At 53.5% G+C, this 16,040-nt stretch carries 15 protein-coding genes and 2 pseudogenes; 8 read left to right on the top strand and 9 right to left on the bottom strand.

Annotation, left to right across the window (positions count from 1 at the left end; translation table 11 throughout):
• Positions 1-1,378 (bottom strand): helicase-related protein (locus QZ279_RS07995; protein WP_293449805.1); only part of this gene is annotated, 1,378 nt, incomplete at its 3' end.
• 24 nt (positions 1,379-1,402) lie between these two features.
• Positions 1,403-1,945, bottom strand: coding sequence for a tetratricopeptide repeat protein (locus tag QZ279_RS07990; RefSeq protein ID WP_293449803.1), 543 nt, complete (start codon positions 1,943-1,945; stop codon positions 1,403-1,405).
• 159 nt (positions 1,946-2,104) lie between these two features.
• Here QZ279_RS07990 and QZ279_RS07985 point away from each other — a divergent pair, with 159 nt between their 5' ends.
• From QZ279_RS07985 to QZ279_RS07965, 5 genes are all read left to right on the top strand, one after another.
• Positions 2,105-2,395, top strand: coding sequence for an SCP2 sterol-binding domain-containing protein (locus tag QZ279_RS07985; protein ID WP_293449801.1), 291 nt, complete (start codon positions 2,105-2,107; stop codon positions 2,393-2,395).
• A 35-nt stretch (positions 2,396-2,430) separates the two neighbouring features.
• Positions 2,431-3,363 (top strand): alpha/beta hydrolase, encoded by a 933-nt coding sequence (locus QZ279_RS07980; protein ID WP_293449799.1) that lies wholly within the window; start codon positions 2,431-2,433, stop codon positions 3,361-3,363.
• Between the two features lie 41 nt (positions 3,364-3,404).
• On the top strand, positions 3,405-4,433 hold the full coding sequence (locus QZ279_RS07975; RefSeq protein ID WP_293449797.1) for a ligase-associated DNA damage response exonuclease: 1,029 nt from the start codon (positions 3,405-3,407) through the stop codon (positions 4,431-4,433).
• The gene (locus QZ279_RS07970) at positions 4,430-6,022 is read left to right on the top strand and encodes an ATP-dependent DNA ligase (RefSeq protein WP_293449795.1); all 1,593 of its coding nucleotides are present in this window, start codon (positions 4,430-4,432) and stop codon (positions 6,020-6,022) included. The genes QZ279_RS07975 and QZ279_RS07970 overlap by 4 nt, the downstream gene beginning before the upstream one ends.
• 70 nt (positions 6,023-6,092) lie before the next feature.
• Positions 6,093-7,916: a M3 family oligoendopeptidase gene (locus QZ279_RS07965; protein WP_293449793.1), complete on the top strand. Its 1,824-nt coding sequence runs from the start codon at positions 6,093-6,095 to the stop codon at positions 7,914-7,916.
• A gap of 71 nt (positions 7,917-7,987) precedes the next feature.
• Here QZ279_RS07965 and QZ279_RS07960 read toward each other — a convergent pair whose 3' ends face one another.
• From QZ279_RS07960 to QZ279_RS07930, 7 genes and pseudogenes are all read right to left on the bottom strand, one after another.
• Positions 7,988-8,197, bottom strand: coding sequence for a TraR/DksA C4-type zinc finger protein (locus tag QZ279_RS07960; protein ID WP_293449809.1), 210 nt, complete (start codon positions 8,195-8,197; stop codon positions 7,988-7,990).
• Positions 8,198-8,200: 3 nt separating this feature from the next.
• Positions 8,201-8,912 (bottom strand): annotated as a pseudogene (locus QZ279_RS07955) (alpha/beta hydrolase).
• Between the two features lie 73 nt (positions 8,913-8,985).
• A complete protein-coding gene (locus tag QZ279_RS07950; RefSeq protein WP_293449791.1) occupies positions 8,986-9,747 on the bottom strand; it encodes an SDR family oxidoreductase in 762 nt (253 codons plus the stop codon).
• A 54-nt stretch (positions 9,748-9,801) separates the two neighbouring features.
• Positions 9,802-10,410: a hypothetical protein gene (locus QZ279_RS07945; RefSeq protein WP_293449807.1), complete on the bottom strand. Its 609-nt coding sequence runs from the start codon at positions 10,408-10,410 to the stop codon at positions 9,802-9,804.
• A 17-nt stretch (positions 10,411-10,427) separates the two neighbouring features.
• On the bottom strand, positions 10,428-10,862 hold the full coding sequence (locus tag QZ279_RS07940) for a VOC family protein (RefSeq protein ID WP_293449789.1): 435 nt from the start codon (positions 10,860-10,862) through the stop codon (positions 10,428-10,430).
• A gap of 3 nt (positions 10,863-10,865) precedes the next feature.
• Positions 10,866-11,864 (bottom strand): alpha/beta hydrolase, encoded by a 999-nt coding sequence (locus QZ279_RS07935; RefSeq protein ID WP_293449787.1) that lies wholly within the window; start codon positions 11,862-11,864, stop codon positions 10,866-10,868.
• Positions 11,861-12,622, bottom strand: coding sequence for an alpha/beta hydrolase (locus QZ279_RS07930; protein WP_293449785.1), 762 nt, complete (start codon positions 12,620-12,622; stop codon positions 11,861-11,863). Before QZ279_RS07930 ends, QZ279_RS07935 begins: the two co-directional genes overlap by 4 nt.
• A 165-nt stretch (positions 12,623-12,787) precedes the next feature.
• Between QZ279_RS07930 and thrS the strand changes: the two genes are divergently transcribed.
• The 3 genes and pseudogenes from thrS to QZ279_RS07915 form a co-directional block, all read left to right on the top strand.
• On the top strand, positions 12,788-14,734 hold the full coding sequence (thrS, locus tag QZ279_RS07925) for a threonine--tRNA ligase (RefSeq protein ID WP_293449783.1): 1,947 nt from the start codon (positions 12,788-12,790) through the stop codon (positions 14,732-14,734).
• A gap of 241 nt (positions 14,735-14,975) precedes the next feature.
• On the top strand, positions 14,976-15,251 hold the full coding sequence (locus QZ279_RS07920; protein WP_293449781.1) for a DUF2282 domain-containing protein: 276 nt from the start codon (positions 14,976-14,978) through the stop codon (positions 15,249-15,251).
• A gap of 60 nt (positions 15,252-15,311) precedes the next feature.
• Positions 15,312-16,040: pseudogene (locus QZ279_RS07915) on the top strand (DUF692 domain-containing protein); the annotation flags it as partial.

Genomic DNA, 16,040 nt, shown 5'->3' with positions numbered 1-16,040 from the left:
CGTGCAGCGCATCTGACAAGCGGTCTTCTACAGCGCGCGTCTGCGAACGCCAATGACTTTCGTCATCCGTCCACCCAGAACGCTGCGCGACGTATGTCCATGTGCGAATAAACGCCAAACGCTTAGACAAAGTGTCGATATCGCCCTCAACGCGGTCGATCCGCTTGATCTGGCGTGCGAGCCAATCGTTGGGAATACGACCTGACTGGTGCAGATAGTTGAAGATGCTCTCAAGCAAATTGGCGTGTTCTGAATTACTGACGCCTCGAAAATCAGGGATTCGGCAGACATCCCAAAGCAGCTTGACCGAAGCCGCATCGCTGGCACGCGCGGCAACTTCTGCCTCCAGCGAGAGCGTTTTCAGCACCCGAAGATCATCCGCTTCACGCGATTTCACCAAACGATCATCGTGGCTTGGCTGTTCCAAGGACACGATCAATGCATCCAAGCGGCCCATTTGAAGTTTCGGATTGCGCCACTGCAATTTACCCACAGGCTGAAAGCGGTGTTCCGTAATCGCCCGCGCCAATTCATCATGCAATGGCGGCGCTTCGCCCGTCACACCGAATGTACCCGGCTTCATCCCACGCCCAGCGCGACCCGCAATTTGTGCCAGCTCATTCGCCATAAGGGGGCGCATGCGTTGCCCATCGAATTTGGACAGCGATGAAAAGGCGACATGATCAATGTCCAAGTTTAGCCCCATGCCAATCGCATCGGTCGCCACCAAGTAATCCACATCGCCGTTCTGATACATCTCAACCTGCGCGTTGCGCGTGCGTGGGCTAAGCGCGCCCATCACGACAGCCGCCCCACCCTTTTGACGGCGGATCAGTTCGGCAATTGCATAGACGTTTTCAACAGAAAACCCGACAATCGCACTGCGAGGGCGCATGCGACTGATCTTCTTGGCCCCAGCGTAGGCAAGTTGGCTCATCCGTTCACGCGCCATAAATTGCGCGTCTGGGATTAGCGACGAAATTGGACCGCGCATTGTATCCGCGCCCATAAACAGGGTTTCTTGATGTCCTCGTGCGCTCAAAAGCCTTTGCGTGAACACATGCCCGCGTTCTGGATCAGCACATAGCTGGATTTCATCAACCGCTAGAAAATCGCAGGCCATACCCTCAGGCATTGCTTCAACGGTACAGACCCAATACTGCGTGCGCGGCGGCACGATACGTTCTTCGCCTGTAACCAAGGCAACGACACCAGATCCACGAATGGCAACGATACGGTCATAAACTTCGCGCGCAAGCAGACGCAAAGGCAGGCCAATCACACCAGACCGATGCGCCAACATACGCTCTATTGCATATGTGGTTTTGCCCGTATTGGTCGGCCCGAGGACCGCAAGAATGCGTGATTGCTCGGCCATACCCTGCCTATACCAAGACCCTCTTTAGAGGGCCGGACCCTTAACCTTGGACTCCAACCGTCCCATCGCTTCGAGTACGGCCGCGTGGTGGGGATGTATAGTCAGAACTTGTTCGTAGACCTCATAGGCGCGTTTGGGATCGCCAAGTTGTTCGAAAACCGCACCCAAACCTTGGATTGCTTCAAAATGGTTCGGGTTTAATGTCAGAGCACGTGCGAGGTCTTCCACCGCAAGCCCGTAGCGTTCTTGATCATAAAACGCGCTGGCGCGTACATGCCATCCTTCCGCAAAATCAGGGGCGTGATCGGTCAGCGCTGTCAGATGTTCAATCGCGATCTTAGGCTTACGCGCAACCAGCGCATCGCGTCCACGTTTCAATAATAAATCAGCAGAAGCAGAGCCCGACCGCGACCAGCTGCGCTTGATTTTCTTGGCGATTGCTTCAGCATCCTCAGCGTTTGCATCGCGCAATTGAGCCAACAAAACCTGCGTATCGATTTCAGCTGCGTTTTGCTGCGCGACGTCCTGCGCGAAGGCGGGTCCAACGTAGGGTATGGAAAACGTCACTACCACAAGCAATGCCATACGCGTAAAATTGCGAACAAGTTTACGTGGATTTGCCGCAAGGTAAGGTTTGCGAGTTTTTATAAACGCTCTCATATGACAGAGTGTAGCGCATGTACGGCAAGATGCCAGATGCGAAGAGATAACGAAGCGGAGAGCACCATGAGCGAACTCATCAATGCAGCGGTAATCGCGTTGAACGAAAAACTAGACGGCGCTGATTTTGACGGAAGCGCAAAGTTCCAAATCGAAGGCGAAGGCGCGGTGCGTATTGACGGCGACGGCGCGTCTGCTTCTGATGACGACGCGGATGTGACTTTGACTGCGGATGCGGATACATTCCAATCCATCCTAGAGGGTGAGTTAAACGCGACGACGGCCTTTATGACGGGCAAGCTGTCAGTTGATGGCGACATGGGCATGGCGATGAAGCTAGGCGCAGTATTGAGCTGATCCTCGTACCTAATTGACTGCATGGATGTGAAAACATGACAAACGCCCCCTACCACTCTGAGATTTGTACAGGCCCTGAAAATGGGTACGCCCTTTGGCGCAAAGCCTCTGACGGGGTGCGTTTGCGCATTGGTCTTTGGCCTTTAGCGGGGGCTGAAAAGACCGTCCTGATTTACACGGGCCGCACAGAATACATCGAAAAATACGCCCATATCGCGACTGATTTACACAAAGCGGGCTACGCCGTTGCAACGCTTGATTGGCGCGGCCAAGGTCTATCGGATCGTTTGATTGACGCGCCCTACCGCGGCCATATCGGCGCATTCTCGGACTATCAAAAAGACGTGCAAACGCTGCTAGAAGCGGTGAAATCCGAAGGGTTGCCAACGCCACATGCGATATTGACCCACTCGATGGGTGGCGCAATTGGTTTGCGATCGCTCATTGACGGTCTTCCCGTGAAAGGCGCGCTGTTTTCGGCACCTATGTGGGGCATCCTGATGTCACCCGCGTTGCGCCCTGTCGCATGGGCCCTCTCGCGCTCCGTAGATTTGTTTGGCAAAGGGGGTACACTTGTTCCGGGCACAGAGGCGCGCAGCTTCATGTTGAAAGAACCGTTTCAAGGCAACAAGCTCACGCGCGATGCGGATATGTGGGCGATGATGGGCAATCAGATTAAGACAGTTCCGGGGTTAGAGCTTGGTGGTCCCAGCCTACATTGGCTGCGCGAAGCTATGACAGAATGCACAGAACTCATGCGCGCACCTGCGCCGAGCATGCCGTGTTTAACCTTCCTTGGCGACAACGAGCGGATCGTTGATGTGCAAGACATCCACACGAAAATGGCTGGGTGGTCCCAAGGCACCCTGCGCATGGTTGAAAATGCAGAGCATGAAACCTTTATGGACACGCCTGAAACGCGCAGCGCATTGACCGCGGAAACCGTCGCGTTCCTAGACGCGCTCTGAAAAATACTGGCGCGTTCCGTGTGCCGCGCTACACTCAACACATGGCGCAAGAACGGCTCATCACTTTCACAGATCGCGGTATCTATTGCCCGCGCGCCGACGTCTATATTGATCCGTGGAAACCTGTGCCACGCGCGTTGATCACCCACGGCCACGCGGATCACGCACGTTCCGGCCATGGGCAGTATTTGTGCACTGCCAGCGCAGCGCCCATCATGCGCCATCGCCTTGACAGCATTGATTTACAAACCGTGGAATACGGCGCGTCCATTGATATGAACGGCGTCCAAATATCGTTCCACCCTGCCGGCCATGTGATTGGATCCGCCCAGATCAGATTGGCCTACAAAGGCGAAATTTGGGTGATTTCAGGAGACTACAAGATCGAACCCGATGGCATCAGCGAACCTTTTGAGCCCGTTCAGTGCACACATTTTGTATCAGAATGCACGTTTGGCCTGCCAATTTTCACTTGGGAATCCCAAGCAACGGTTGCAGCGCAAATCAAAAAATGGTGGCGTAACAATTCTGCTGCAGGCATCACCAGCATTATCGGCGCGTACTCTTTGGGCAAAGCACAGCGCATCCTATCCCTGCTCGACACAGATATCGCCGCGATCCTGACCCACGGCGCGATTGAGGCCAGCAACCACGTTTTACGCGCCCAAGGCGTGCAATTGCCCAAAACGCATCTGGTCACGCCAGATTTTGACAACAAGGCCCACAAAGGCGCGCTGGTTCTTGCACCGCCCGCGGCGCTCGGCTCAAAATGGGTGAAAAAATTCGGACCACACTCAACTGGATTTGCCAGCGGCTGGATGCGCCTGCGCGGTGTGCGCCGACGCAGGGCATTGGACCAAGGTTTTGTCATGTCCGATCATTCAGATTGGAATGGCTTGTTGAGCGCGATCAATGCCACCAATGCTGAAAATATCTTTGTCACCCACGGCTATACTGACATTTTTGCGCGCCACCTGAATAGCATTGGCTATAACGCAGCAATCGTTGAAACCGCGTTTGAGGGTGAAGCAGCACAGATCGATGAAACCGACGAAAGCGTTGCGTCATGAGAGCTTTCGCACATCTTTTTCAAGCCCTTGATGAAACCACCAAGACGTCTCGCAAAGTTAACGCGCTTGCTGGGTATTTCGAAACAGCCCAAGACCAAGACCGCCTTTGGACGATCGCGCTTTTTTCTAGTCGCCGCCCAAAACGTGCGGTTACGACGACGCAGCTTCGCACCTGGGCAGCTGAACGCGCGGGGATCGACCTTTGGTTGTTTGAGGATTGCTATCCAATCGTGGGCGATTTGGCCGAAACAATCAGCCTGATATTACCTGAAGCGTCCAGTCGTTCAGACGCATCTTTAACCCAATGGATACAGGACTTGGTCGCCATCACCAAAGCGACTGACGACGACAAAAAACGCTTTGTTCTAAAAGCTTGGGACTGCCTTGATGGCACAGAACGTTTCCTTTTCAACAAACTTATCACGGGCGGTTTTCGCGTTGGCGTTTCCCAAAAATTGATGACCCGCGCGCTGGCACAGGCCAGCGGCAAGAACGAGGCAGATCTGGCGCACCGCCTAATGGGAAACTGGAAGCCCGACACCACAAACTACCATACATTGATCGAAGCGGATGATCCTGCCGCAGCCCTCTCTCGCCCCTACCCTTTTTACCTTGCGAGCGGCATTGATGGCACCCCAAACGCACTTGGGGCCCGTGAAGACTGGCTCGCTGAATGGAAATGGGACGGCATTCGGGGTCAGATTATCCTACGCGAGGGCGAGATTTTCGTATGGTCCCGCGGTGAAGAATTGATGACCGATCGCTTTCCCGAATATGCGCAATTTCTAAATCACTTACCAAATGGAACAGTTTTAGATGGCGAAATCCTCGGCTGGAAACACGATGCCCCACTCCCGTTTGCAGACTTACAAAAACGCATAGGACGAAAAACTGTCCCAACAAAGTTACTGCGTGACACCCCCGTTATTTGCTACGCTTACGACCTGCTGGAATGGCACGGCCGCGACTTGCGTGATGAGCCGCTGTCTAAGCGACGCGCCCTTTTGGCCAAGGCAATTGATGAAATTCCGGCCAGCGCACCTATCCGCCTTTCCCCACAGATCACCGTACCAAGCTGGGGTGCTTTGGCCGAAATACGCAAGACCGCCCGCGCAGAACATGCAGAAGGTCTCATGATAAAGCGCCTAAGCAGTCCCTACCTTGCTGGCCGCAAGAAAGGGGATTGGTGGAAATGGAAGCTTGATCCGCTCACAATTGATGCCGTCATGATATACGCACAATCAGGCCATGGACGGCGCGCAAACTTGTTCACCGATTACACATTCGCCGTCTGGGAAGGCAATGAACTTGTTCCCTTCACAAAGGCCTATTCCGGCTTGACCGATGCCGAATTCCGCCAAATCACCACGTGGGTGCGCAAAAACACGCTGCAACGCTTCGGCCCTGTGCGCCAAGTCCCCCCCGAACACGTCTTCGAAATCGCCTTTGAAGGCATCCAACTCAGTACCCGCCACAAATCCGGTGTCGCCCTGCGTTTCCCCCGCATGTTGCGCTGGCGTCAGGATAAAGCGGCCCAAGATGCCAATACACTCGAAGATCTAAAGGAAATGCTAACGCGCTACGGATAAGTCAGCTTTACGGGTTTTAACTCTCTAGTAGGGTGCATAGGTTATCGATCAAAGAGATATGAGGTTTTTGATGCTCCACCTGCCCTTTCCCGTCCGCGATGCCAATGCTAGCGTTGGCTCTAATTCCGACCCACTTGGTAATTTGCCCGAATGGGACCTAAGCGATCTTTACACCAGCGAAGACGCGCCCGAATTGAAACGCGATCTGGATTGGCTGGAAGAATCCTGCGCCAGTTTCGCCCGCGACTTTGAAGGCAAGCTGGCGGACCAAGATGATGCTGGCCTGCTCGATTGCGTGCTGCGCAATGAACGGATCAATTCCGTCGCAGGACGCATCATGTCCTACGCAGGCCTGCGCTACTATCAGCTGACCACGGATGCGGATCGCGCGAAATTCATGTCCGACATGCAGGAAAGCATCACGAATTTCACCACGCCTTTGGTGTTCTTCACACTTGAATTAAACCGTCTTGATGATGATGCGCTAGACGCACATTTCGCCGCCAATTCCGATCTGGCACGTTACAAGCCAGTGTTCGATCGCATTCGTGCGATGAAGCCGTATCAGCTAAGTGACGAGCTGGAAAAATTCTTGCATGACTTGGGTGCTGTTGGTGATGCTTGGGAGCGGATGTTTGATGAAACAATCGCGGGTCTTACCTTTGAAATCGACGGCGAGACCTTGAATATTGAGGGCACATTGAACTTGCTGACCGAGCAAGATCGCTCCAAGCGCGAAGCTGCAAGTCGCGAAGTCGCGCGCGTTCTTGGCGAGAATGTCAAAACATTTGCACGCGTGCACAATACGCAGGCCAAAGAGAAAGAGATCATCGATCGCTGGCGTGGCATGGAAACGGCTCAGACGGGTCGTCACCTGAGTAACCATGTTGAACCAGAAGTCGTCGAGGCACTGCGCACTGCCGTCGTTAAAGCCTATCCCAAGCTAAGTCATCGTTACTACGAAATGAAACGTAATTGGCTTGGTCTTGATCGCATGCAAGTCTGGGATCGCAACGCCCCACTGCCCATGGAGGATACCTCGATCGTCGGCTGGGACGCAGCAGAAGCAACAGTAATGGAAGCTTACGCCGCTTTTGATCCACGCATGGCCGAGATCGCAAAGCCCTTTTTTAACGATGGCTGGATCGATGCAGGTGTCAAACCTGGCAAGGCCCCCGGTGCCTTCGCGCATCCAACTGTTACGGATGTGCATCCTTATGTGATGCTTAACTATCTCGGCAAGCCGCGCGACGTGATGACTTTGGCGCACGAACTTGGTCACGGTGTGCATCAGGTTTTGGCGGCGGGACAAGGCGAGATGCTGTCTTCAACACCGTTAACTTTGGCCGAAACTGCCAGTGTTTTCGGCGAAATGCTAACCTTCCAGAAAATGCTGGAGAAGGCAGAGACCCAAGCGCAGCGCAAAATATTGCTAGCGGGCAAGGTCGAGGACATGATCAACACGGTCGTGCGCCAAATCGCGTTTTATGATTTTGAGTGCAAACTGCACGAGGCGCGCCGCGGTGGTGAACTCACCCCAGAAGACATCAACGCCCTTTGGATGAGCGTCCAAGCCGAAAGCCTTGGGCCTGCATTCGACTACATGGACGGTTATGAAACGTTCTGGGCCTATATCCCACACTTCGTGCACTCGCCCTTCTACGTCTACGCTTACGCATTTGGCGACGGCTTGGTTAACGCACTTTACGCGGTCTACCGTGAAGGCGGCGAAGGTTTCGAAGAAAAGTATTTCGACATGCTCAAAGCAGGCGGATCAAAGCACCATAAAGAGCTTCTTGCGCCTTTTGGCCTTGATGCGTCTGATCCGAAATTCTGGGACAAGGGCCTCTCCATGATATCAGACATGATTGATGAGCTGGAAGCCATGGACTGAAGCGAGCTTAGGCCTTATTTTAGCTGACTTTCCTTTGAGCCGCGCCGGTTTATTCCGGCGCGGTTTTTAAATCACTCATCGCGCTCTTGCTGGCACTCGATACACAGCTTCACGCCGGGACACGCCAATCGGCGTGCTTCGGGAATATCTTCTTCGCATTCACCACATTTCAAAGCGCTTTCACCAACCGGCTTTTGCTGCGATTGCATGCGTGCCAATTCGTCAGAAATCGAAGCTTCAATCTGCTCCGAGACTGCACCGTCTTTTGCCCAGGCCCCCAGCCATTACTCAAGAACAAAAGGCTGGGCGAGCCAATCATAGATCGCCTCAGTCGTCGCTCCTGGGTTTTCCAGTGTAGGTAAGTGCCCCGCATTGGAAATCACACGCAAGGTTGCGTAGGGGATAAGCTCGGCCATAAATTCGTGACGCTTTACCGGGCAAAGTGCATCGTATTCACCGCATAAAACGAGCGCGGGAACCCTACATTTGCGCAAAGTGGACTGTTGATCACGACGACGTTGCAGCGCGCGTGACTGAAGCACAAAAACCTCTGGCCCCATCACCGTGGCCATATCCATCACAAGGTTCAAGACATCAACCCGTTGTGGCCCCAGTGCCAAATAGTTCGGCTTCATTTCTTCACGCATGATCTCAATCAAACGACCGGATCGCGCACCAATAATTTGCGGTTCACGACCAGCGGCAGTTTGTGGGGTTTCTGGCAATGGATTGGTGTCCATCAATGCAATGCGTGTGATCCGCTCCGGCGCGCGACGAAGGATTTCCATCGCAACGATGCCACCCATCGAGAGCCCCGCAAGAGCAAACTTTGCAAGCAAAACGGCCAATAATTCCGATGCAATTTCTTCTACACGCGCGCCTTGAGAAATGGGCGCTCACATGACTGCTCGATCAGCAGAAAGCTCTGCAATTTTCCGGTCCAAAAAGTCGCGCGTCGCACATCATGCCAGGTAGAAAAACGATTGGCTCTTTCATTGCAGACCCTCCGAAATTGACACACGATGAAGCGCTAGTTCAAAATGTGCGGTGCGGCCAGTGGGACATGCATTTAACCTGCCGTCCAGCCACCATCGACCAGAATAGATGTTCCAGTGATCATGCCCGACGCCTCAGATGCAAGAAAGACCGCCACGCCCATGATATCTTCGACTTGACCGACGCGGGGCAACTTGATTTTGCTATCGATCCACGCACGTCTTTCGGGATCTTCAAATGTGGGTTTCGTGAGCGGCGTCAGAATGAATGTCGGGCAAATCGAATTCACGCGAATGCCCGAAGGCCCGAATTCAATCGCCATCGCTTTGTTGATCCCCTCGATCGCATGTTTGGATCCACAATAAACCGCACGATCCATACCACCCACATGGGCCATTTGGCTCGAAATTTGAATGATAGATCCCTGTTTACGGGCCGAGATCATCGCTTTTGCACCCTGCTGCGCCAAGAAATATGCAGCGCGTACGTTGATATTCATAACCGCATCAAAATCATCCTCAGTCGTATTCACGGCAGCACTGTGGCGTGCCAAACCTGCAGAATTCAGCACGATGTCAAAGGCTTGTGCGGAAAAAAGATCACGAACGGACTGTGTATCGGTGACATCAAGCGCGTGGGCCTGTGCCTGAAATCCTGCGTCGCGCACGCCTGTAACAACACCGTCCAATACGTCAGCACGCCGCGCAGCGAATGTAACATGCGCGCCTGCCTCTGCCAGAGCGACTGCGCAGGCCATGCCGATACCGCTAGACGCGCCCGCGACGAGCGCGCGCTTACCATCAAGGCGGAAAGACGGGGTTTTGGGAAGGGTCATGGCGTGGCCTCACGTGTTAAACTCATTTAAACCTATCAGCTTAAACAGGCCTGTCTAGGCACGTATCAGACCACAGAATTTTGGAAAATCTAAATAGCGCGCTTGCCGCATATCAAGGGCTTCGACTGGCGAGGACTTAGCCTTCAAAAGCGTTCCTTTGGGAGCGATATAGCTGTCGATCCGACGGGCTGGATCGGGGCGCCAGGATATATTAAAGGCGCATAGTTTCGGGAAAAACCAAATTTCCGCGAAGAGAACATGATCATACAACCAATACGCCAAATCCCGCCAATCGCGCCCTTGTTCATATTGATCAGCAAACCAAGGAATCACAATGGACGCGCCTGCGACTTCTACATCAGCAAAATCCCAGATGTGACATTCTAAAGGGTAGTCATTGCGCGCGCAGTTCAAACGGTTTTCATTGCCAAAGGCGTTTAACTCAGGCGAACGGTAGCCAGAGCGAACCGCGACACGGCCGAAGGTCTCCTCTAACGGATCTAGTAATTCTTCACAAAACGCTCGTCCGCGTCTGATTGCGAGGTCCGGATCTGTTGGGATATTTGGAATGCGATGAATGTTGCCGATTTCAGAATACAAGAATTCGCGCATGTAAAAGTATTTCGATAAACGCACCCGCCCCAAGGTTTCAAGCGACCACATTGAGGCGGGTTTACGCATTACTCGTATCCACCGTTCCAGCGAAATGCCCCATCCTCGGCGCGCAAAGGCGAGAATGGGTTGTGCGCAATTTCCCAGATATGCCCGTCGGGATCCGCAAAATATCCATGATGTCCGCCCCAGAACACACCCGTTGCCGCTTTTAAGATGCGCGCGCCAGCTTGTTCAGCGGCAGACATAACCTCGGCCACCTGCAGTTTTTCGCGACAATTGTAGCCAAGCGTTGAACGTCCTGCGCCTAATTCGGCCACTGGAATTCCAATATCCTCCGCAAGGCTGTCTAGCGGGTAAAGGCCCAGCGTTTGACCAAGTAAATCGTAGGCGATGACGCCGTCTTCGGTGTCTACCCTGCTCCACCCAAGTGCATCGTAAAACGCGGCAGAGCGATCCATATCGATTACGCCGAGTGTGATCAGACTAATACGGTGTTCCATCGTCTATCCTTCTGATTTTGTTAGAACGGCTTGCACCCAGTTAATCATCGACTGCGAAGCGGCCTCTGTTTGGCCCGGCGAGAGAATATCGCCTGCAATTACATGGCTGAACGGATCATCGCCCTCATCCATCGTCAGAATTTCAAGCGTACTGTCGCCGCCCCATTCCTCTGCAATTTCGCGGTTCTTTACAGGGCTTACCACTTTGTCCTGATCCGAAATAACGAACATCGCTGGGATCTTAGCAGCGCTTAGATCCAGCCCGTCGACATGCTTTACCAAGGCAGCCATCGGCATCAACGCAACCGTTGGATAGTGCGTGGTCCAGTAATTTTTGTGGCCGTCGTTCTGTGGCTCAAAGCTACGCTGGTCGCCCGCAACAATAGGTCCCCACCAGCGCACCGCTGGCCACGTCAGAATCGTCGCTGCAGCTGAATTAAGCTTGAAATTCGGTGAGACAAAAATCGAACCTGCGACATTTTCCATCAAATCGTCGCGCAGCGCTGCTGCCGCAACCAACGTCCCGCCTGTGAATGTTGAAACAACTATCACCTTGTCACCGACCAGACGCGCAGCGGCGAAAGCTTCGGCAGTATCTGCCATCCAATCAGCAGCTGCTGGCTCAGCCATTGCGTCTCCGCTTCGGCCATGTCCCGTCAAGCGTGTAAAAACGAGGTTCGCACCAAGAGCCTCTGCCAGCTTGTCAGGTACAGGGCGAATTTCCTCGGACGTCGCAGAAAAACCGTGGATATAAAGAACGGACACAGGTGTTTTTGCACCCACGTCGCCAGCCCAGATCACTCGTTTCTGGGTGCCTTCCACGATATCGCTGAACTTTGCTTCGGAGTCCGCGAAATAGGCATCCAGATCATCACCCAAAACGGCTGGATCAAAGGTTGCGCTTAGATCGACCTCTTCGCGTGGACCAAAAAGCGCGATCCCACCGATCACGATGACTAAGATCAGAACAATCCGGCCAATCCATTTTGCAAACCTCTTCATTGGTTACGATTCCCCGCGTTCAGTACCTCTTCCACGGATCGTTCAATCAACGACAGGCATTCATTGTCAGAAAACCGATGATCCGCGCCGTCCACCAAAGTCAGGCGCATATCAGCACCGTTTGCGTGGGCCAGTAGGTTCAAAGCCACAGACATGTCCACGTCTGCGTCAGCCGTGCCTTGCAAAAAGCGCGTTGGAAAGGGCAGATCAAGCGGTTCACGCAATATCATTTGGTTGCGCCCATCCTCAATCATACGCCGCGTTATTATGTAGGGTTCGCCGTACTCTGAGGGCAATGCAACTTGGCCAGTGGTTTCCAGTTCTTCCTTTTGCGCGTCGTCAAAACCAGCGAACATGCTGTCTTCGGTAAAATCGGGGGCTGCTGAGATGGTCACTAGGCCCATGATCCGCTCGGGAGACCGTCGTGCAGCCAACAAGGCCTGCCATCCACCCATGGACGACCCTACCAACAGCAATGGACCATCGGTCACCGCGTCCAAGATTGCTGCCGTATCTTTAGCCCAATCGCCAATGCAGCCATCGGTGAATGTGCCAGAGCTTTCGCCGTGCCCTGAATAGTCAAACCGCAGGAACGCGCGGCCCTTGTCCAACGCCCAATCCTCAAGGTGGATCGCTTTAGTGCCGTTCATATCGGATTTCAGCCCGCCCAAGAAGACGACGCATGGCCCCGTTCCTTTGGTGTAGTGATATGCGATCTGACGTCCTTGTGGCGTGATCAGAATGTTTGCTTCGGTCATGGTGCTCTCCGCCAAATGTGCTGCAGTATTGATGCACGAGTGCTGCGCGAACGCAAAGCCTCAATTGGTGTGGTTGACAGCACGCTGCCGCATAGTCATTTAAACGCTTAACATAACCCGCAACCGGGCGCTTTCGTAGGTGCCAAACTGACGAGGAGAGCCGATATGGCAAACGTCACCCTAACATTCCCTGATGGCAACAAACGCGAATACGCGGCAGGTATCACTGCGGGCGAAGTCGCCTCAGATATTTCCACATCGCTTGGCAAAAAAGCAATCAGCGCGGCAGTTAATGGCGCACATTGGGATTTGCAGTGGCCAATTGAAGCCGACAGCAGCCTTGCCATCAACACCCTGAAAGACGAAGCGCCCGCGCTAGAATTGGTGCGTCACGACCTTGCGCACATCATGGCGCGCGCCGTGCAAGAGATTTGGCCAGACGTTAAAGTCACTATTGGACCTGTCATCAAAGACGGCTGGTATTATGACTTTGATCGCAAAGAGCCGTTTACACCCGAAGACCTCGGCGTGATCGAAAAGAAGATGAAGGCCATCATCAATGCGCGCGACGCTGTGCGCACAGAGGTTTGGGATCGCCCACGCGCGATCAAATACTATGAGGACAACAACGAGCCTTATAAGGTCGAGTTGATCGACGCCATTCCTGGTGACGAACCGCTTCGCATGTATTGGCATGGCGAATGGCAGGACATGTGCCGCGGTCCGCATTTGCAGCACACGGGCCAAGTGCCCGGTGACAGCTTCAAACTGATGAGCATCGCAGGCGCGTATTGGCGCGGCGACAGTGACCGCGCGATGTTGCAGCGGATTTATGGCTGTGCGTTCCTCAACAAAGAACAGCTAAAAGCGCATATGCACATGCTTGAGGAGGCCGCGAAACGCGATCACCGTAAGCTCGGCCGCGAAATGGATTTGTTCCATATGCAAGAAGAAGCCCCCGGTCAGATTTTCTGGCACCCAAATGGATGGCGCATCTACACCGAATTGCAGGACTACATGCGTCGCAAGCAATACGCGGGCGGTTATGTAGAAGTGAACACGCCCCAAGTTGTGGATCGCAAGCTATGGGAACAGTCGGGTCATTGGGAAAAGTATCAGGAAAACATGTTTATCGTTGAAGTCGACGAAGAGCATGCGCGCGAGAAAGCAGTGAATGCCCTCAAGCCGATGAACTGCCCATGTCACGTTCAGATCTTTAACCAAGGACTGAAATCCTACCGCGACCTGCCTTTGCGCATGGCCGAGTTTGGATCGTGTAACCGCTATGAACCTTCAGGTGCGTTGCACGGTATCATGCGTGTGCGTGGGTTTACGCAGGACGACGGTCACATCTTCTGCCGCGAAGATCAGATCGAAGAAGAAACAGCGATCTATATCGACTTCTTGACCTCGATCTACAAGGACCTCGGATTTGAAAAATTCCGTGTTAAGTTCTCAGATCGCCCAGAAACACGTTCAGGCTCTGATGAAGTTTGGGACAAAGCAGAGGACGCATTGTTAAAAGCAACGCGTGTCGCGGGGATCGAACCTGAAATGAACCCCGGTGAGGGTGCCTTCTACGGCCCCAAGCTGGAATTTGTTCTGACAGACGCGATTGGACGTGATTGGCAGTGCGGTACACATCAAGTGGACTTTGTCCTGCCTGAACGTCTGGATGCCAGCTACGTGGGTGCGGACGGCGACAAGCATCGCCCTGTGATGCTGCACCGTGCAACACTGGGATCGTTCGAGCGCTTTATCGGTATCTTAATAGAATCCCACGCAGGCAAACTGCCATTCTGGTTGGCCCCGCGTCAGGTTGTTGTTGCCTCGATCATTTCGGATGCGGACGACTATGTGCATGAAGTAGTGGACGCGCTGCGTGCCAAGGGCATCCGTGCAGAAGCCGATATTCGCAATGAAAAAATCAACTACAAAGTGCGCGAGCATTCCGTGGGCAAGGTTCCTGTGATCCTAGCAGTGGGTGCGCGCGAAGTAGAAGAGCGCACGTTGACCATTCGCCGCCTTGGAGAAAAGCAAACAAAGGTCGAAACTTTGGATTCGACTGTTACAGCCTTAGAAATCGAGGCCACAGCGCCCGACAAACTGTAACACTTCAGCGTATTTGACAGACAAAAACTGCAACATGGCCCGCCTCAACAGGCGGGCCTTTCCTGTTTTATATGGATTTTTTGTCGCAGGGGGCTTCACGCAAAATAGTTTCACGCTGGCGGATCTGTGACACACGGATGCGTGAGTGGATTAAAGAACCCTCCAAAGGTTACCTTAGTTTCAGTCGCCAAACACGGTGAACTGCTCAAGACTTAAACCAAACCCAACTAAGAAAAAACTCATGTCCAACACTCTTAAAACAATCGCCGTTGCAGGCGCACTTGCAGCTTCTTTCACTGCCGTTTCCATGACTGCAGCAAGCGCAGCAGGCAAAGAAAAGTGCTTCGGCGTTTCCCTTGCAGGCAAGATCGATTGCGCAGCCGGTGCAGGCACATCTAAGGTTGACTACCAGGGCAACGCTTGGACACTTGTAGACGCAGGCACATGCGAAACTAAGGAGCTTCCAGGCGATCGCATGGGTTCTTTGGAAAAGCTTGACCGCGACATGGCAGGCTAAGCCAAAATTATGGTAGGGTGCTTGATACCACGCACCCTACATCTTTGAAGGACAGTTCCCATGTTTGATGCCACGTCCTGCTCTGAACTCCCTAATGCGCCCGGCGTCGGATACAAATCCCAGCATTTCACCAAAATCATTGAGGCCCCAGCGCCCGTTGAATAGCTTGAAATTCATGCAGAAAACTACATGGGCCAAGGCGGTCGCCCGCTTGCCCAATTGCGCCACTTATCAGAGCGCTTCCCAATTTCCGTTCATGGTGTTGGCCTTAGCATCGGTGGTGAAGGCCCGCTTGACGCGGATCATCTCGCACGGCTCAAGATCCTTTGCGACTGGCTAAACCCTGCCAGCTTTTCCGAGCACCTCGCGTAGTCCACACGTGAGGATGCGTTTCTGAACGACTTGCTGCCTCTGCCCTATAACGGCGCAACGCTGTCGTGTGTCGCCGATCACATTGATCAAGTGCAAGAGGTCTTGGGTCGAAAGATGCTACTCGAAAACCCCTCCAGCTATCTCGCGTTTTCTGAGAGCACGATGTCAGAGACAGATTTCTTGCGTGAGATCACGCAACGCACTGGCTGTGGATTGCTGTTGGATGTGAACAACGTCTTCGTATCCGCGACCAATCTGAAAATGGATGCGCGCGGCTATATCGATGCCTTCCCACTGGATCAGGTCGGTGAACTCCACCTCGGTGGGCACGATGAAGAAACGGACGATCACGGCGCGCCTTTATTGATCGATAGCCACGGCGCAGAAGTTGCAGACCCTGTTTGGGCGTTGCTTGAT

It is taken from the genome of Planktotalea sp., assembly GCF_018607965.1.
In the GTDB taxonomy this organism is placed as follows: Bacteria; Pseudomonadota; Alphaproteobacteria; order Rhodobacterales; family Rhodobacteraceae; genus Planktotalea.
The sequence above is the reverse complement of the archived record's forward strand: the minus strand, read 5'-3'. Positions and strand labels throughout refer to the sequence as shown.